At 71.3% G+C, this 18161-nt stretch carries 12 protein-coding genes; 5 read left to right on the top strand and 7 right to left on the bottom strand.

From position 1 onward, the window contains the following. The first annotated feature begins 81 nt into the window (after positions 1-81). On the top strand, positions 82-1491 hold the full coding sequence (gene glnA, locus OHA81_RS09910) for a type I glutamate--ammonia ligase (RefSeq protein ID WP_329194712.1): 1410 nt from the start codon (positions 82-84) through the stop codon (positions 1489-1491). A 90-nt stretch (positions 1492-1581) separates the two neighbouring features. Here glnA and OHA81_RS09905 read toward each other — a convergent pair whose 3' ends face one another. Continuing rightward, positions 1582-2235: a TetR/AcrR family transcriptional regulator gene (locus OHA81_RS09905; RefSeq protein ID WP_329194710.1), complete on the bottom strand. Its 654-nt coding sequence runs from the start codon at positions 2233-2235 to the stop codon at positions 1582-1584. Between the two features lie 86 nt (positions 2236-2321). On the opposite strand from OHA81_RS09905, the gene OHA81_RS09900 reads away from it, so the two are divergent. Then, a complete protein-coding gene (locus tag OHA81_RS09900; RefSeq protein ID WP_329194709.1) occupies positions 2322-3092 on the top strand; it encodes an SDR family NAD(P)-dependent oxidoreductase in 771 nt (256 codons plus the stop codon). A 17-nt stretch (positions 3093-3109) separates the two neighbouring features. On the opposite strand, the gene OHA81_RS09895 is transcribed toward OHA81_RS09900, so the two are convergent. The 6 genes from OHA81_RS09895 to OHA81_RS09870 form a co-directional block, all read right to left on the bottom strand. After that, complete coding sequence (locus tag OHA81_RS09895; RefSeq protein ID WP_329202141.1) at positions 3110-3628, bottom strand: DUF4240 domain-containing protein; 519 nt, start codon at positions 3626-3628, stop codon at positions 3110-3112. A gap of 163 nt (positions 3629-3791) precedes the next feature. Next, complete coding sequence (gene aceE, locus OHA81_RS09890; protein ID WP_329194708.1) at positions 3792-6473, bottom strand: pyruvate dehydrogenase (acetyl-transferring), homodimeric type; 2682 nt, start codon at positions 6471-6473, stop codon at positions 3792-3794. Between the two features lie 220 nt (positions 6474-6693). Beyond that, the gene (locus OHA81_RS09885; protein ID WP_190182736.1) at positions 6694-7317 is read right to left on the bottom strand and encodes a GntR family transcriptional regulator; all 624 of its coding nucleotides are present in this window, start codon (positions 7315-7317) and stop codon (positions 6694-6696) included. Positions 7318-7539: 222 nt separating this feature from the next. Then, the gene (gene sucB / locus OHA81_RS09880; RefSeq protein ID WP_329194707.1) at positions 7540-9321 is read right to left on the bottom strand and encodes a 2-oxoglutarate dehydrogenase, E2 component, dihydrolipoamide succinyltransferase; all 1782 of its coding nucleotides are present in this window, start codon (positions 9319-9321) and stop codon (positions 7540-7542) included. Positions 9322-9374: 53 nt separating this feature from the next. Next, positions 9375-10763 (bottom strand): dihydrolipoyl dehydrogenase, encoded by a 1389-nt coding sequence (lpdA, locus tag OHA81_RS09875; RefSeq protein WP_136217365.1) that lies wholly within the window; start codon positions 10761-10763, stop codon positions 9375-9377. A 292-nt stretch (positions 10764-11055) separates the two neighbouring features. After that, positions 11056-12597, bottom strand: a complete 1542-nt coding sequence (locus OHA81_RS09870) for a leucyl aminopeptidase (RefSeq protein WP_329194705.1) — start codon at positions 12595-12597, stop codon at positions 11056-11058. Positions 12598-12950: 353 nt separating this feature from the next. Between OHA81_RS09870 and OHA81_RS09865 the strand changes: the two genes are divergently transcribed. From OHA81_RS09865 to OHA81_RS09855, 3 genes are all read left to right on the top strand, one after another. Further along, complete coding sequence (locus tag OHA81_RS09865) at positions 12951-14984, top strand: hypothetical protein (protein WP_329194703.1); 2034 nt, start codon at positions 12951-12953, stop codon at positions 14982-14984. A 125-nt stretch (positions 14985-15109) separates the two neighbouring features. Continuing rightward, the gene (gene pelF / locus OHA81_RS09860) at positions 15110-16624 is read left to right on the top strand and encodes a GT4 family glycosyltransferase PelF (protein ID WP_329194701.1); all 1515 of its coding nucleotides are present in this window, start codon (positions 15110-15112) and stop codon (positions 16622-16624) included. Next, positions 16621-18147: a hypothetical protein gene (locus OHA81_RS09855; RefSeq protein WP_329194700.1), complete on the top strand. Its 1527-nt coding sequence runs from the start codon at positions 16621-16623 to the stop codon at positions 18145-18147. The genes pelF and OHA81_RS09855 overlap by 4 nt, the downstream gene beginning before the upstream one ends. The last annotated feature ends 14 nt before the right edge of the window (positions 18148-18161 follow it).

The following is an 18161-nucleotide window of genomic DNA, read 5'->3' as shown; positions in this document are numbered from 1 at the left end:
GGTCAGCGTGCGGCACCGCACTGACGCGCCACGAGCTATAAAGCCCGTCCCTGCCCCGGGGCCGGGAGTAGGAGGAGTTGGATGTTCCAGAACGCCGACGAAGTGAAGCAGTACATCGAGGAGAACGACGTCAAGTTCGTCGACGTCCGCTTCTGCGACCTGCCTGGTGTGATGCAGCACTTCACCATTCCGGCGCGGGCGTTCGACCCGGCGGAGGAGCTCGCCTTCGACGGCTCCTCGATCCGCGGCTTCCAGGCCATCCACGAGTCCGACATGGCCCTGCGTGCCGACATCAGCACCGCGCGTCTGGACCCGTTCCGCAAGGACAAGACGCTCAACATCAACTTCTTCATCCACGACCCGATCACGGGTGAGGCCTACAGCCGCGACCCGCGCAACATCGCGAAGAAGGCCGAGGCGTACCTCGCCTCCACCGGCATCGCCGACACCGCGTACTTCGGGCCCGAGGCGGAGTTCTACGTCTTCGACAGCGTCCGCTTCGCCACCACCGCGAACGAGTCGTTCTACCACATCGACTCCGAGGCCGGCGCCTGGAACACCGGCTCCGAGGAGAACAACCGCGGTTACAAGGTCCGCTACAAGGGCGGCTACTTCCCGGTCGCCCCGGTCGACCACTTCGCGGACCTGCGCGCCGAGATCTCCCTGGAGCTCGACGCCCAGGGCCTCCAGGTCGAGCGTCAGCACCACGAGGTCGGCACCGGTGGCCAGGCCGAGATCAACTACAAGTTCAACACGCTGCTGGCCGCGGCCGACGACCTGATGCTCTTCAAGTACATCGTGAAGAACGTCGCCTGGCGCAACGGCAAGACCGCGACCTTCATGCCGAAGCCGATCTTCGGTGACAACGGTTCGGGCATGCACGTCCACCAGTCACTGTGGAACGGCGGCGAGCCGCTGTTCTACGACGAGGCCGGCTACGCGGGCCTGTCGGACACCGCCCGCTACTACATCGGCGGCATCCTCAAGCACGCCCCGTCGCTGCTGGCGTTCACCAACCCGACGGTGAACTCCTACCACCGCCTGGTGCCCGGCTTCGAGGCCCCGGTCAACATGGTGTACTCGCAGCGCAACCGCTCCGCGGCCATGCGCATCCCGATCACCGGCTCGAACCCGAAGGCCAAGCGCGTCGAGTTCCGCGCCCCGGACCCGTCCTCGAACCCGTACCTGGCGTTCGCGGCCTTGCTGCTGGCCGGCCTCGACGGCGTCAAGAACAAGATCGAGCCGATGGAGCCGATCGACAAGGACCTCTACGAGCTCTCCCCGGACGAGCACGCGAGCGTCCCGCAGGTCCCGACCAGCCTGGACGCGGTCCTCAAGGCCCTGGAAGAGGACCACGAGTACCTCCTGGCCGGCGGTGTCTTCACCCCCGACCTGATCGAGACCTGGATCGACTACAAGCGCACGCACGAGATCGCCCCGATCGCCCTGCGTCCGCACCCGCACGAGTTCGAGATGTACTTCGACATCTAAGAAGCAGCGCGAGCGCAGCGAAGCCCCGCCACTCTCTCCGGAGAGGGGCGGGGCTTCGCCGTTCCCGGGCCGGGCCCGCGCGGCGGGGGATCAGCGCAGGAGGGGCATGGCACCGGTGAGGGCGTGGAGGCAGCGGACGGCGAGTTCGGCGGGGGAGCCGGGGCCGGAGGTGGGGGCGTCGGTCGCCGACCAGAGTTCCAGGGCGATCCGGATGGAGTCGGTCGCGGCGGCGGCCAGCAGGCGGATCTCCACGGGGTCGGCGTCCGGGCCGGCGAGCCGGGAGACGACCGGGAGCAGGCGTTCCTCGGAGTCCTGGTTCACGCGGTACCAGACGGCGCGCAGGGCCTCGTCGGTCGCCGCCGCGCGGAGCAGGCCGCGGGTGACCTCCAGGCCCTCCTCGATGGACTGCAGGTCGCTGAGCGAGCGGGTCACCGCGCGGTCCAGGGCCTCGGCGAGGGGGGTGCCGGGGTCCTCCTCGGCGAGGAGGGCGCGCCAGGCGTCGCCGCCGCCCGCGAGCAGCGGGGCCACGGCCTCCTGCTTGTTGCGGAAGTAGCGGTAGAAGGTGCGCAGGGCCACACCGGCCCGGTGGGCGATGTCCTCGGCGGTGGTGCCGTCCGGGCCGTGCTCGGCGAACAGTTCGCAGGCGGCGCGGGCGATGTCGAGCTGGGTGGCCGCCTTCCGGCGCTCGGTCAGCGACTGCGCTGCGGGGCCGGCCTGGGGGGAGTACGGACGAGGGGATCTCACGAGTGCAGCCTACCGCCCGGGTGCGAGCGGGTTACGCATTTTGACAGTCTGGCAAAACGTGTCATGGCAGGAGTACGCTGCCTCCCATGAACCGTTACGAAGGACGTCGTGTCCTCATCACCGGCGGCGGCTCCGGCATCGGCCGGGCCACCGTCCACCGCATCCTCGCCGAGGGCGGCCGCGTCCACACCGTGGACGTCAACGAAGCCGGCCTCAAGGTCACCGCAGAGCAGGCGGCCGCCGACGGGCACGCGGACCGCCTGACCACCGCCGTACTGGACATATCCGACGAGCAGTCGGTCAGGACGGGTGTCACCGCCGGCGTCGGCGCGCTGGGCGGGCTGGACGTCCTGGTCAACGCGGCGGGCATCCTGCGCTCCGCGCACACCCACCAGACCACCCTCGACTTCTGGAACAAGGTCATCGCGGTCAACCTGACCGGCACCTTCCTGATGATCCGCGAGTCCCTCCCGGCCCTGCTGGAGGGCGACCAGCCGGTCGTCGTCAACTTCAGCTCGACCTCGGCGTCCTTCGCGCACCCCTACATGTCCGCCTACGCGGCCAGCAAGGGCGGCATCCAGTCCATGACCCACGCCCTCGCCGCCGAGTACAGCAAGCAGGGCCTGCGCTTCGTCTCCGTCGCCCCCGGCTCCATCGAGAGCGGCATGACCACCGGCACCGGCCCCGGCCTGCCCGAGGACACCGACTGGAGCCTGTTCACCAAGCTCGCCCCGGCCCTCGGCCAGGGCTTCGCCGGCCCGCAGACCGTGGCCGGCGTCGTCGCGATGCTGGGTTCCCAGGACGGCGCCTTCATCACGGGTACGGAGATCCGTATCGACGGCGGCACCCACTACTAGGCCGTCAGCCCCGTCCGTCAGCCCCTGAACCGGTCCCACAGCCGGGGGAAGCGCTCCGCGAGCACGGCCTCGTTCTCGAAGTCCAGCGGCGCGCCCTCCGGCTCGGCCGGTTGCAGCGCGACGCCCAGGTCCGGCGCCACCGCGCCCGTCAGCTGCTCGTACGCCTCGTCGGCCGCGTACCCGAGCTCCTCGCCGTCCCCGTCGATCTCCTCGTCGAAGTCGCCCAGCAGCTCCGCCAGCGAGTCCGGGTCGTGCACCGCGCCCTCGAAGACCTCCCGCCCCTGGCCGATCAGCCAGCAGCGGAAGTAGTCGAACGCGTCGTCGCTGGCCCCGTCGAGCAGCACCCAGGCCGCGCCCCACAGGTCCCAGGTGTACGCCCGGTTGTACCGGGACTCGAAGTGCCGGGCGAAATCGAGCACGGAGTCCGGGTCGAGTTGCGCGAGGCGCTCCACGAGCAGCTCGGCGTGCTCCTCGGGGTCGCCCTCGGCGGCCTCGCGGGTACTGTCGACGATCTCCCAGAACTCCGTCTCGTCCATCACGGCTCAAGCATCACGGGTCGACCCCCGCGCCGCCACCGCTCATACGGCCAAAGGCCGGTCAACGCCCCTCGCGTGGCCGCAAGAACCGGCCACGGAAAAGGCGTGAGGCGGTCCGCTCCCCCCACGGGGCGGACCGCCTCACCGGCGTGGCGCGCGGGGCCTACAGGCCGTAGCGCTCCCGGGCCTCCTTGATGGAGGACGCCGGGACCTCGCCGCGGCGGGCGAGCTGGGCCAGTGCGGCCACCACGATCGACTGCGCGTCGACACCGAAGTGGCGGCGGGCGCCCTCGCGGGTGTCGGACAGGCCGAAGCCGTCCGTACCCAGCGAGGTCCAGTCCTGCTCGACCCACTGGCTGATCTGGTCCGGGACCTGGCGCATCCAGTCGGAGACGGCCAGCACCGGGCTGGTGACGCCCTCCAGCGCGCGGGTGACGTACGGAGTGCGCATCTCGCCCCGCAGCAGCGCCTCGTCGCACTCCAGCGCGTCGCGCCGCAGCTCGCCCCAGGAGGTGGCGGACCAGACGTCGGCGGCCACGTTCCAGTCGGCGGCGAGCAGCTGCTGCGCCTCCAGGGCCCAGTGGATCGCCGTACCCGAGGCCATCAGCTGGATCTTCGGGGCGTCGGCCGCCGGGGCGGACTCCAGCGAAGAGGCCGTGTTGAAGCGGTACAGGCCCTTGAGGATGCCCTCTTCGACGCCCTCCGGCATGGCCGGCTGGACCTTCGGCTCGTTGTAGACCGTCAGGTAGTAGAAGACGTCTTCCGGCTTCTCGCCGTACATGCGGCGCAGACCGTCCTTGACGATCACCGCGATCTCGTACGCGAAGGCCGGGTCGTAGTTCAGCGACGCCGGGTTCGTGGACGCGATCAGGTGCGAGTGGCCGTCCGCGTGCTGGAGGCCCTCACCGGTCAGCGTGGTGCGCCCGGCGGTGGCGCCGACGATGAAGCCCTTGCCGAGCTGGTCGGCGAGCTGCCACATCTGGTCGGCGGTGCGCTGCCAGCCGAACATCGAGTAGAAGATGTAGAACGGGATCATCGGCTCGCCGTGCGTCGCGTACGACGTGCAGGCGGCGATGAAGTCGGCCATGGCGCCGGCCTCGGTGATCCCCTCGTTGAGGATCTGGCCGTCCTTGGCTTCCTTGTAGTACATGAGCTGGTCGCGGTCGACCGGCTCGTACGTCTGGCCCAGCGGCGAGTAGATGCCGGCCGACGGGAAGAGGGACTCCATACCGAAGGTGCGGGCCTCGTCGGGGACGATCGGCACCCAGCGCTTGCCGGTCTCCTTGTCCCGCATCAGGTCCTTGACGAGCCGGACGAAGGCCATGGTGGTGGCCATCTCCTGCTTGCCGGAGCCCTTGAGCAGCGGGGCGAAGGAGCGCTCGGCCGGGGCGGGCAGGGCCACGTGGTGGACCTTGCGGGCGGGGGCCGGGCCGCCGAGGGCCGCGCGGCGCTCGTTCAGGTAGCGGACCTCGGGGCTGTCCGCGCCCGGGTGCCCGTACGGGACCTGGCCGTCGGCGAAGGCGCTGTCGGGGATCGGGAGGCCGAGGAGGTCTCGCATGTCCTTGAACTCGTCGATCGTCAGCTTCTTCATCTGGTGGTTCGCGTTCTTCGACTCGAACCCGGCGCCCAGCGTGTAGCCCTTGACGGTCTGCGCGAGGATGACGGTCGGCGCGCCCTTGTGCTCCAGGGCGGCCTTGTACGCGGCGTACACCTTGCGGGGCTCGTGGCCGCCGCGGGAGCTGTGGAAGCACTCGGCGATCTTCGCGTCGGTCAGTACGGCCGCCAGCTGCACGAGCTCGGCGTTGGCGCCGAAGAAGTGCTGGCGGATGTAGGCCACGTCGCGGGTCGCGTACGTCTGGAACTGCGCGTCCGGTACCTCGCGCAGGCGGCGTACCAGGGCGCCCGTGGTGTCGAGCTGGAAGAGCTCGTCCCAGGCGGAGCCCCACAGGGACTTGATGACGTTCCAGCCGGCGCCGCGGAACTGGGCCTCCAGCTCCTGGACGACGCGGAAGTTGGCGCGGACCGGACCGTCGAGGCGCTGCAGGTTGCAGTTGATGACGAAGGTCAGGTTGTCGAGCTGCTCGCGGGAGGCCAGGGCCAGGGCGGCGGTCGACTCGGGCTCGTCCATCTCGCCGTCGCCGAGGAAGGCCCAGACGTGCGAGTTGGCGGTGTCCTTGATGCTGCGGTTCTGCAGGTAGCGGTTGAAGCGCGCCTGGTAGATCGCGGAGAGCGGGCCGAGGCCCATGGACACCGTCGGGAACTCCCACAGCCAGGGCAGGCGCCGCGGGTGCGGGTAGGACGGCAGGCCGTTGCCGCCGGACTCCTGGCGGAAGTTGTCGAGCTGCTGCTCGGAGACCCGTCCGTCGAGGAAGGCGCGGGCGTAGATGCCGGGGGAGGCGTGGCCCTGGATGTAGAGCTGGTCGCCCGATCCGTCGGCCTCCTTCCCGCGGAAGAAGTGCTGGAAGCCGGTCTCGTAGAGCCAGGCCGCCGAGGCGAAGGTGGCGATGTGGCCGCCGACGCCGTACTTGGAGCCGCGGGTCACCATGGCGGCCGCGTTCCAGCGGTTCCAGGCGGTGATCTTGGCTTCCATCTCCATGTCACCGGGGAACTCGGGCTCCGCGGAGGTGGGGATGGTGTTGACGTAGTCCGTCTCCAGCAGCTTCGGCAGGGCGAGGCCGGCGGCCTCGGCGTGCTGGAGGGTGCGGCGGAGCAGGTATTCGGCGCGGCGCGTACCGGCGGCCTTGGCGACGGCGTCGAGGGAGGCCGCCCATTCGGCGGTCTCCTCGGTGTCGCGGTCCGGGAGCTGGTCGAGCTCGCTCGGAAGCTTTCCTACGGGGTCGGACATCGGTGTGCGCCGCCTTCCGGACAAAGGAGAGGTGGTGAAGAAAATCCCTGACGGGCAGGACAGGGTCGGCGGACCCGGGTGGGGTCCGCGATGACTGTAAATCGCTGATCGATGATCGATCAAACGAAAGTGGCGAAGAAATGTCGATCCGGCGAAAGTCGGCACCGGGTGCCATGAAAATGGGCACCCGGTGCCGGGCAAAACCGGACAAGCCGACCCGTCAGGCTCGCGGCGCGCACCCCAGGACGTGCCGCTTCACCAGGACGCCGATGTCCGGATCCTGATTGCGGAAGGCCTCCACGAGGGCCGCGTGCTCCTCCGCGTACGACTTCTGCACCGTACCCAGCCACCGGATGGACAGGGCCGTGAAGACCTCGATGCCCAGGCTCTCCCAGGTGTGCAGCAGCACGCTGTTGCCGGCGGCCCGCACCAGCTCGCGGTGGAAGCCCACCGTGTGCCGCACCTGCGCCGTTCCGTCCTCGGCCCGGTCCGCCTCCCACAGGGCCGCCACGTGCGGCTCCAGCGCCGTGCAGTCCGCCGCCAGCCGCGGCGCCGCCAGCTCGGCCGCGATCTGCTCCAGGCCGGCCCGGACCGGATAGATCTCCTCCAGGTCGGCGGCGGAGAGGTTGCGCACGCGGACGCCCTTGTTCGGCGCCGACTCGATCAGCCGCAGCGTCTCCAGCTCGCGCAGGGCCTCGCGGACGGGCGTCTGGCTGACCTCCAGCTCGACGGCGATCCGCCGCTCGACGATCCGCTCGCCGGGCTTCCAGCGGCCGCTGACGATCCCCTCCACGATGTGCTCGCGGATCTGCTCGCGCAGCGAGTGCACGACGGGTGGGGTGATCATCGGCGCTTCATCTCCTGGGGGCGCGCGGGGCTGATGCGTAGACAATACGGCCGTGTCGGCCGACGCGAAGCGTTCCTGGTCAGGGACCCGGGGTGAGGCTGGTTACAGCGCGGGCACGGGGCACGGGCGGCGCCCGCACCGACGACGGCGCCCCCGCCCGGAAGGTTCCGGACGGGGGCGCCGTGCGCGACAGCTGTGCGGCTACCGCCGCGGCCGGCCCTACAGGCCGAGCTCGACCTCGAACTCGCCGGCCTCGAGGATGGCCTTGACGGCCGACAGGTACCGGGCCGCGTCCGCGCCGTCCACCAGGCGGTGGTCGTAGGACAGGGTCAGGTACGTCATGTCGCGGACGCCGACGACGGTGCCCTCGGGGGTCTCGATGACCATCGGACGCTTGACGGTGGCACCGATGCCCAGGATGGCGACCTGGTTCGGCGGCACGATGACCGTGTCGAACAGCGCACCGCGCGAGCCGGTGTTGCTGATGGTGAAGGTCGCGCCCGACAGCTCGTCCGGCGTGATCTTGTTGCCGCGGACCTTGGCGGCCAGGTCGGCGGTCGCCTTGGAGATGCCCGCCAGGTTGAGGTCACCGGCACCCTTGATGACCGGGGTCATCAGGCCCTTCTCGGAGTCCACGGCGATGCCGATGTTCTCCGAGTCGAAGTAGGTGATGGTGCCCTCGTCGTCGTTGATCCGGGCGTTGACGACCGCGTGGGCCTTGAGCGCCTGGGCGGCGGCCTTGACGAAGAACGGCATCGGCGAGAGCTTGACGCCCTCACGGGCCTGGAAGGAGGCCTTGGCCTTCTCCCGCAGCTTCATGATCTTGGTGACGTCCACCTCGACCACGGAGCTGAGCTGCGCCTGCGAGTGCAGGGCCTTCATCATGTTGTCGCCGATGACCTTGCGCATGCGGGTCATCTTGACCGTCTGACCGCGCAGCTCCGACACCGCGGCCGGGGCCTGGGTGGCGGCCGGGGCGGCAGCGGCGGCAACCGGGGCCGGGGCGGCGGCGGCCTTGGCGGCCTCGGCGGCGGCCAGGACGTCCTGCTTGCGGATGCGGCCACCGACACCGGTGCCCGAGACCGTGGACAGGTTGACGCCGGACTCCGAAGCGAGCTTGCGCACCAGCGGGGTCACGTACGCGCCCTCGTCACCGGCCTGGGCCGGGGCGGCGGGGGCGGGGGTGGCGACCGGAGCCGGAGCCGGAGCCGGAGCGGCGACCGGAGCCGGGGCAGCCGGAGCCGGGGCAGCCGGAGCCGGTGCGGCCACGGGGGCCGGGGCGGGCGCCGGAGCAGCGGCCGGAGCCGGTGCAGCGGCCGGGGCCGGAGCGGCCGGAGCCGGGGCAGCGGCCGGGGCGGCACCGGCGACGCCGATGACGGCCAGACGCGCGCCGACCTCGGCGGTCTCGTCCTCGCCGACCAGGATCTCCAGCAGGGTGCCGGAGACCGGCGCGGGGATCTCGGTGTCGACCTTGTCCGTGGAGACCTCGAGCAGCGGCTCGTCGGCCTCGACGGACTCGCCGACCTGCTTGAGCCAGCGGGTGACGGTGCCCTCGGTGACGGACTCGCCCAGCGCGGGCAGCACGACATCGGTGCCCTCGGCGGAACCGCCACCGGCGGCCGCCTCGGCCGTCGGGGCCGGAGCCGGGGTCTCGACCTCGGTCGACGGGGCGGCCTGCGGGGCCTCCGGCGCCGGAGCGGCGGCCTCGGCGGCCGGGGCGGCGGTCTCGGCGGCCGGAGCGGCAGCCTCGGCCGGCGCGCCCGAGCCGTCGTCGATGACGGCCAGCTCGGCGCCGACCTCGACGGTCTCGTCCTCGGCGACCTTGATGGAGGCCAGGATGCCGGCGACGGGGGACGGGATCTCGGTGTCGACCTTGTCGGTCGAGACTTCGAGCAGCGGCTCGTCGGCCTCGACGCGCTCGCCCTCGGCCTTGAGCCAACGGGTGACAGTGCCCTCGGACACGCTCTCTCCGAGCGCCGGAAGGGTTACGGAAACCGGCATGGTTTCAGTTGCTCCTAACGAAAGTGCGGAAGTGGTCGTCGCGCCCGTGACGATCAGTCGTGGGAGTGGAGCGGCTTGCCGGCCAGGGCCAGGTGGGCCTCGCCGAGCGCTTCGTTCTGGGTCGGGTGCGCGTGGATGAGCTGCGCGACCTCGGCCGGCAGGGCCTCCCAGTTGTAGATCAGCTGGGCTTCGCCGACCTGCTCGCCCATCCGGTCACCGACCATGTGGACGCCGACCACGGCACCGTCCTTGACCTGGACCAGCTTGATCTCGCCCGCGGTCTTGAGGATCTTGCTCTTGCCGTTGCCGGCCAGGTTGTACTTCAGGGCCACGACCTTGTCCGCACCGTAGATCTCCTTGGCCTTGGCCTCGGTGATACCGACGGAGGCGACCTCGGGGTGGCAGTAGGTGACGCGGGGAACGCCGTCGTAGTCGATCGGGACGGTCTTGAGACCGGCCAGGCGCTCCGCCACCAGGATGCCCTCGGCGAAGCCGACGTGCGCGAGCTGGAGGGTCGGGACGAGGTCACCGACGGCCGAGATGGTCGGCACGTTGGTCTGCATGTACTCGTCGACCAGGACGTAGCCGCGGTCCATCGCGACGCCCTGCTCCTCGTAGCCCAGGCCCTGCGAGACCGGGCCGCGGCCGATGGCGACCAGCAGCACCTCGGCCTCGAAGGTCTTGCCGTCGGCGAGGGTGACGCGCACACCGTTCTCGGTGTACTCGGCCTTGTCGAAGAAGGTGCCCAGGTTGAACTTGATGCCGCGCTTGCGGAACGCGCGCTCCAGGAGCTTGGAGCTGTTCTCGTCCTCGACCGGCACGAGGTGCTTGAGGCCCTCGATGACGGTGACGTCGGTACCGAAGGACTTCCACGCCGAGGCGAACTCGACGCCGATCACGCCGCCGCCCAGGATGATCGCGGACTCGGGCACGCGGTCCAGGACCAGCGCGTGGTCCGAGGAGATGATGCGGTTGCCGTCGATGTTCAGGCCCGGGAGCGACTTCGGCACGGAGCCGGTCGCCAGCAGGACGTGACGGCCCTGGACGCGCTGACCGTTCACATCGACGGACGTCGGGGAGGAGAGACGGCCCTCACCCTCGATGTACGTCACCTTGCGGGAGGCGACGAGACCCTGCAGGCCCTTGTACAGGCCCGAGATGACGTCGTCCTTGTACTTGTGCACGCCCGCGATGTCGATGCCCTCGAAAGAGGCCTTGACACCGAACTGAGCGGCTTCGCGCGCCTGGTCCGCGATCTCACCGGCGTGCAGCAGAGCCTTCGTGGGGATGCAGCCGTTGTGCAGGCAGGTGCCACCGAGCTTGTTCTTCTCGATCAGCGCAACGTCGAGACCCAGCTGGGAGGCGCGCAGCGCCGCGGCGTAACCGCCACTGCCACCGCCGAGGATCACTAGGTCGAAAACGGTGCTGGCGTCGTTCGCCACGTCACGTCCTCCATGCATGTGCGCCGGGCACCGGTCCTCTGTGACCGGGCGGCGGCTGGTATTCGGCCGCTTGTTTCTTCGGCCCTGTGGTGGGGGCCCTGTCCTGCCGAGAACCCATCTTCGCATTTGTCGGGGGAACGCGGGACGCCGGGCCCCGGCTGGGAACGGCCGTTCCGCCGGAATCGGGGTTACCAGTGCGTAGAAAACTACTGATCGTCGAGATTACGTCCACAGCGAACGCGCCCCGGGACCTCGTCCGGGTCCCGGGGCGCGTGAGCACGAGGCGGTGGCGTCAGCCGAGGTCGCCCGTCGCGGTGCGCTCGGCCAGCCGCACCAGGGTGCGCACGGCCGAGCCGGTGCCGCCCTTGGGGGTGTAGCCGTACGGGGCGCCCTCGTGGAAGGCGGGGCCCGCGATGTCGAGGTGGGCCCAGGTGATGCCCTCGCCGACGAACTCCTGGAGGAAGAGGCCGGCCACCAGGCCGCCGCCCATGCGGACACCCATGTTGGCGATGTCGGCGGTGGGGGAGTCCATGGTCTTGCGCAGGTCCTCGGGGAGCGGCATCGGCCAGGCGGCCTCGCCGACCTCCTCCGCGATCTCGTGGATCGAGGTGCGGAAGGCGTCGTCGTTCGCCATGATCCCGAAGGTGCGGTCGCCCAGCGCCAGCACCATCGCGCCGGTCAGGGTCGCGACGTCGACGATCGCGTCCGGGTTCTCCTCGCTGGCGCGGGTCAGCGCGTCACCCAGGACCAGGCGGCCCTCGGCGTCGGTGTTGAGGACCTCGACGGTCTTGCCGCTGTACATGCGCAGCACGTCACCGGGCTTGGTGGCGGAGCCGGAGGGCATGTTCTCGGCGAGCGCGAGCCAGCCGGTGACGTTGACCTGGAGGCCCAGCTTGGCGGCCGCGACGACGGAGGCGAAGACGGCGGCGGCGCCGGCCATGTCGCACTTCATCGTCTCGTTGTGGCCGGCCGGCTTGAGGGAGATGCCGCCCGAGTCGTAGGTGATGCCCTTGCCGACGAAGGCGAGGGTCTTCTCCGCCTTGGGGTGGGTGTAGGACAGCTTGACCAGCCGCGGCGGGTTCTCGGAGCCCTTGCCGACGCCCATGATGCCGCCGAAGCCGCCCTTGACCAGGGCCTTCTCGTCCAGCACCTGGACCTTGACGCCGTTCTCCTTCGCGGTCGCGGTGGCGACGGCGGCGAAGGCCTCGGGGGTGAGGTCGTTCGGCGGGGTGTTGACCAGGTCGCGAGCGATGTTGACCTCGGTCGCGACGACGGTGGCGCGCTCGGCGGCGGCCTTGTGTTCCTTGTCGCGCGGCTTGGCGCCGAGCAGGACGACCTCGGCCAGCGGCTGCTTCGGGCCGCCGTTCTTCGCACCGCTCTTCGCGACCTTGTCCTCGCCGCCCTGGTAGGCGGTGAAGGCGTACGCGCCGAGCAGCGCGCCCTCGGCGACGGCGGTGACGGCGGAGGCGTCGTCCAGGGGAAGGGCGAAGGCGGCCTTCTTCGTGCCGTGCAGGGCGCGGGCGGCAGCGCCGGCGGCGCGGCGCAGGGCCTCCTCGTCGTACGACTCGTCCTGCTCCGGTACGGAGCCGAGCCCGACGGCCAGCACGACCGGGACCTTGACGCCGGCGGGCGCGGGCAGCTTGGTGACCTCGCCTTCGGCGCCCGAGGCGCCCATGGCGTCGAGCACGGCGGCCAGCTTTCCGTCGAACGCCTTGTCCACGGCCTCGGCGCCCGCGGCGACGACGGGCCCCTTCGGGCCCTTCGCCACGCCGACCACGAGGGCGTCGGCGCGGAGCGTCGCCGCGCCGGCAGTGCTGAGAGTCAGAGCAGTCACGGTGGTGAAGTCTCGCTTCCGTTTGTGTATGTGTGCGCTGCGGTCGCGTCAGGGTCGCCGGCCGCTCCGCAGCGATCGTATTCGGGCGCGGCGGCACCCGGAAACGAGCCTACGCGTACGCGGTCGTCCGTACGTCACTCGAAGGTTTGGCAAGTTGTTCGACGGGACCACTGACAGGTTCACCCATCTGTGGTCTCTGTTCCAGGTTTGCGCTTTAGACCTGACGAGGTCCTAGAGACTCGACCCACTCTCGCAAGGGGGCGTGGGGTCCCTTTGCATGATTTCCACAGAGCCTCCCCGGTCGGCCGTCCGCCATGGCCGTCGCCGAGGGAGCCTGCGGGGGGAAGGCCGAAATGGTCAGCAAGAGCAAGAACCGGATGAACAGGCTCGCGGCGGCGATGGCCGCGACAGCGCTGATGTCCGTGGCGGTGCCCGCGGCGACCGCCCAGGCGGCCACCGTCGTACCGCGCATCGACCTGAGGGTGCTGGTCGTCGACGACGGCGGCAGCTCGGTCGCGGCGATCACCGCCGAACTCCGGGACACCGGAGTCCCCTACACCCGCGTCGACCTGGGCAGCAGCAGCCGCCCGGTCATCGACGCGGCCTTCCTGAGCGACACCGTCGACGGCCGGCCGCGCGCCAAGTTCCAGGGTGTCGTCCTGCCCAACGAGAACCCCTTCGGCGCGGGTTCCGCCGAGTCCGCCGCGCTCACCGCCTACGAGACGGCGTACGGCATCCGCCAGGTGGACGCCTACACCTGGGCGCACCCCGAAGTCGGCCTGGAATACACCGACAACGGCGGCTACGGCGGCACCCTCGACGGCACCCAGGCGGCCGTCACCGCAGCGGGCAAGGCCGGCCCGTTCGGCTACCTCGGGGGACTGGTCGCCTTCGAGGACAACTCGCCGCTGATCCCGGAGAGCTACGGGTTCATCGCCAAGCCCCGCACCGGCTACACCAGCTACCTCGACGCCCCCGTCGGATCGGGACGCGCCTCGCTGCTCGGCGAGTACGCCCACGACGGGCGCAGCGAACTGGTCGTCACCTTCGGCTACAACCAGTACCAGCAGCAGTTCCGGCTGCTGGCCCGGGGCATCGTCGAATGGCTGACCCAGGGCGTCCACCTCGGCCAGGAGCGCAACTACTTCGCCGTCCACGTCGACGACGTCTTCGCCCCGGACGCCCGCTGGGACCGGGCCCTCAACTGCACGCCGGGCGACTACGCCTGCGCGGGCGGCGAGGGCAAGGAGAGCACCATCCGGATGAGCGCTGCCGACGCCCAGTACGCGGTGCAGTGGCAGAAGAGCAAGAACTTCAAGCTCGACATGCTCTTCAACGCCGGCGCCGGGGAGGAGTGGAAGACGGAGAACGGCGGCACCGACGCCCTGACCGCACAGCTCGTCGCCGACCGGGCCCAGTTCCGCTGGATGAACCACACCTACACCCACCCCTTCCTCGGCTGCGTCCAGGACGTCACCACCGTCCCCTGGACCTGCACGAAGAACGCCCAGGGCGCCATCAACTGGATGAGCCGCGCCGACATCTCCGCCCAGATCCGCGACAACAACAACTGGGCCGCCTCCAAGGGCATCACCACCGACCGCTCCGAGATCGTCACCGGCGAGCACTCCGGCCTCAAGACCCTGCCGCAGCAGACGGTCGACAACCCGAACCTGGCGGGCGCTTTCGCCGACAACGGGATCAAGTGGGCCGGCAGCGACAGCTCGCGCGAGCCCGGGCAGCGCGCGGTCGGCGCCGCCCTGACCGTCCCCCGCTACCCGATGAACGTGTACTACAACACGGGCACCAACGCGGAGATGGCCGACGAGTACAACTGGATCTACACCAGCCGCGCCCAGGGCGGCAGCGGCGCCTGCGAGGACAACCCGGCGACCTCCACCTGCCTGCCCGCGCCGCTCGACGCCGCCACCGGCTACCTCGACTACATCGTCCCCGCCGAGGCCCGCACCGCCCTGCGCCACGTCCTGAACAACGACCCGCGCCCGCACTACGTCCACCAGTCCAACCTCGCCGAGGACCGCACCCTCTACCCGGTCCTCAACCAGGTCCTCGACACCTACCGCACCCTGTACGCCCCCAGCGCCCCGCTCGTGAACCAGAGCATGAAGGACAGCGGCGTCGAGCTCGGCCGCCGCGCCGCCTGGGACGCCGCCCTCGCCGCCAACAAGGTCACCGCCTACCGCATCGGCAAGGACGTCACCGTCAAGGCGCCCTCGGGCGTGGTCGCACCCGTCACGGCGCCCGCCGGGACCAAGAAGCAGCTCCTGCTCGGCACCGCGGACTTCGGCACCGCGTACGCCGGCACCCGCTCCGCGTGGACGTCCCCGGAGCTCCTCCAGTCGGCGGTCACGCTCAAGCTGGCCTGACGGCCGCCCCGGCCGTACGCCCGGCCGGAACCGCTCCACTCACCCGCGTACGCAGCATCACCTTGCGCCGGCGCTCCGCGAACCACGGGCGCCGGCCCCTTTTCCGTCCTGGGGGGACACACCGCATGAGCCATGGGCGTCACGTCACCATGCTCACCGAAGGCACCTACCCGCACGTCCACGGGGGCGTCAGCACCTGGTGCGACCAGCTGGTCCGGGGAATGCCGGAGGTCGACTTCAACGTCATAGCCCTGACCGGCTCCGGACGCGAGCCGGTCACCTGGGAACTGCCCCGCAACGTCTACCGGCACACCGCCGTGCCGCTCTGGGGCCCGCCGCCGCCCCGCACGCTCCGCGCGGCCCTGCGCGGCAAGGCCCGGCGCCGCTTCACCGACACCTACGAAGCCTTCCTGCTGTCGATGCTCGACCCCGCGCGCGGCGGATTCTCCGAAGCCCTGCGCGAACTGGCCCTGCTGGCCCGCTCCGGCCGCCTCGCCCCCGCCCTGCGCTCCGAGTCCGTCCTGCGGCTGCTGATGGACCTGTGGACCCGCCCGGGCACGGGCACCGCCGCGGCCGAGCCCACCATCCACGACGCGCTGACCGCCACCGACCTGCTGGAACACGCGCTGCGCCCGCTCGGGGTCCGCATCCCGCGCGACAGCGTCTCCCACGCCGTCAGCAGCGGCCTCGCCACCTTGCCGGCGCTCGCCGCGAAACACCTCGACCAGGTGCCCTTCCTGCTCACCGAGCACGGCATCTACCTGCGCGAGCGCTACCTCGGCTACCGCACCGCCGAACAACGCTGGCCGGTCAAGGCCCTCCTGCTCGGCTTCTACCGGGAGCTGAACACCGAGGGCTACCGGCAGGCCGACCTGATCACCCCCTGCAACCAGTACAACCGCCGCTGGGAAGAGCGCGGAGGCGCCGCCTCCGACCGCATCCGCACCGTCTACAACGGCGTCGACCCGCACGCCTTCCCCGAGGCCGGCCCCGAACCCGAGGTGCCCACCCTCAGCTGGTGCGGCCGCGTCGACCCCATCAAGGACCTCGAAACCCTCATCCGCGCCTACGCGTTCATGCGACAGGAGATCCCCGCCCTGCGGTTGCGCCTCTTCGGCCCGGTCCCGGCCGGCTGCGAGGACTACAAGCTGCGCCTGGAGAAGCTCGCCGCCGAAATCGGGGTGTCCGACGGCGTCACCTTCGAGGGCCGCATCGCGCAGGTCGCCCAGGCCTACGCGGCCGGCTCGGTCGTCATGCTCTCCTCCATCAGCGAGGGCTTCCCGTTCAGCATCATCGAAGCCATGTCCTGCGGCCGCACCACCGTCTCCACCGACGTCGGCGGAGTGCGCGAGGCCGTCGGCGACACCGGGCTGGTCGTCCCGCCCCGCGAACCCGAGACCATGGCACGCGCCACCCTCGCCCTGCTCCGCGACGACGTGCGCCGCGCCGAACTCGGCCGGCTGTCCCGCAAACGGGTCGTGGAGAAGTTCACCCTCCACCAGTCCGTGGACGGGTTCCGCCACATCTACCGGGAACTCGCGGGCCAGCCCGTCCTGCCGGTCCACCCGGGCGACGACTGGACCCAGCGCCTGGCCGACCCCTGGTACCGGGAGCTCGCCGCCGAAGGGAACCCGTGGTGAGCGGATCCCTGTGGCTCAAAGTGCCCGGCGGCAACACCCTGCCCGCCATCCCCCGCCCCCGGCGGACGGCCACGGCCGCCGCCGACCCGATGGATGAACTCGTCGAACGCTTCGACGAGTTCATCGCCGCCGCCGTCCATCCCGACGAGATCGCCGCCATCCTCGAATCCGACGGGATGAACGATGAGTACATCCGCCTGACCTACGGCCGCCACGACTCCTTCGCGCTCGCGGAGGAGCTCTACGCCCGGGTGCCCCGCTCCTTCCCCGAGCCCCGCAGCACCCCCGACCCCTGGAAGGTCTCCCTCACCGCCTGCCTCCTGCGCGGGGTGATCTTCGCCCTGCCCGGCCTCGCCTACCTGCTCGGCGCCCCCCTGCTGGAAGGGCCGCCGGACCGGCTCGGCCTGCCCGCCGGGACGCTCACCCTGCTCGCCGGCGCCCTGATCGGCTGGGTGTGGGACCAGACCCTGTCCCACCGGGCCTACTCCTGGCTCGGCCTCGGCGACCGGGCCGCCGCCGGGCGGACCCTGCTCGCCGGGGCCCCCGCCGGGGCACTGCTGGGCACCGCCGCCGCCCTGGCGGTGCCCGGCGGGCCGCCGTTCTCCTACGCGTTCGCCGCCGGGCAGGCGCTGTACGTCGGCGCGGCCACCGTCCTGCTGGTCCTCGGCCGGGAGCGGGTGCTGCTCGCCGCGCTCGCCCCGATGGCCGCCGGGGCGGTGCTCGTCCTCTTCACCGACCTGCCCGTCAGGGTGCGGGTGACCCTGCTGGTGGTGTCCCTGCTGGCCGCCTGCGCCCTGGCCGTACGCGAACTGCCGCTGGCCGAGGGGGTACGGGCCCTCGCCGGGCGGGTCCGGGAGCGGACGCGGGCCCGCCCGGGCGGGGGCCCCGTGCGGTGGCGGATGCTGCGCGGCGCCGAGGAGGAGTACGCGCCGCGCGGGCCCCGGCTCGCGGACTCCGTGCCGTACGGCGTCTTCGGCCTGGGCACCGGGCTGCTCGTGCTGTACGCGGCTCTGGGGGAGGTGCTCGCCGGGGGGCCCGCCGAGGCGGTCGCCGCGCCCTCGGCGGTGGCCCTCACCCTCAGCATGGGCCCCGCCGAATGGCTGCTGCACCGGTTCCGCAGCGGCAGCCTCGCCGGGCTGCGGGCCGCCCGCTCGCCCCGGGCGTTCCGGCGCCGGATGCTGGTCACCCTGGCCCGCTGCCTGGCCCGGTACCTGGCGGTGCTGCTGGCGCTGGGCGTGAGCGGGACCCTGCTGTGGCCCGGCGCTCCCACCCTGACCGGGGCGCGGGCGGCGACGCTGCTGCTGCTGGGCGCCGTCATGTGGACGGGGCTGCTGCTCCAGTCCTTCGGGGCGGTCCGGCCCGCCGCGGTGGTCTGCGCCTCGGCGGCGTTCGTGCAGAGCCTGGCCGTGCTGACCGGTTCCGGGCCGCCGCGGCTGGTGCAGTTGGCGGTGGCGGGCGCGGCCGCGGCCGCCCTGGCCACCCTGGTCTGCCTGCTGCTGGGCCGCGCGACGGCCCACCGCTGACGCACGTGCCCCCG

The organism is Streptomyces sp. NBC_00667 (assembly GCF_036226825.1).
In the GTDB taxonomy this organism is placed as follows: Bacteria; Actinomycetota; Actinomycetes; order Streptomycetales; family Streptomycetaceae; genus Streptomyces.
This window is presented reverse-complemented; position numbering and strand designations above follow the sequence as displayed.

What these genes read in the sequence shown, in the direction of transcription:
- glnA (WP_329194712.1), top strand. Translation starts at nt 82, where the DNA reads ATGTTCCAGAACGCCGACGAAGTGAAGCAGTACATCGAGGAGAACGAC.
- OHA81_RS09900 (WP_329194709.1), top strand. Translation starts at nt 2,322, where the DNA reads ATGAACCGTTACGAAGGACGTCGTGTCCTCATCACCGGCGGCGGCTCC.
- OHA81_RS09895 (WP_329202141.1), bottom strand. Translation starts at nt 3,628, where the DNA reads ATGGACGAGACGGAGTTCTGGGAGATCGTCGACAGTACCCGCGAGGCC.
- aceE (WP_329194708.1), bottom strand. Translation starts at nt 6,473, where the DNA reads ATGTCCGACCCCGTAGGAAAGCTTCCGAGCGAGCTCGACCAGCTCCCG.
- sucB (WP_329194707.1), bottom strand. Translation starts at nt 9,321, where the DNA reads ATGCCGGTTTCCGTAACCCTTCCGGCGCTCGGAGAGAGCGTGTCCGAG.
- OHA81_RS09865 (WP_329194703.1), top strand. Translation starts at nt 12,951, where the DNA reads ATGGTCAGCAAGAGCAAGAACCGGATGAACAGGCTCGCGGCGGCGATG.
- pelF (WP_329194701.1), top strand. Translation starts at nt 15,110, where the DNA reads ATGAGCCATGGGCGTCACGTCACCATGCTCACCGAAGGCACCTACCCG.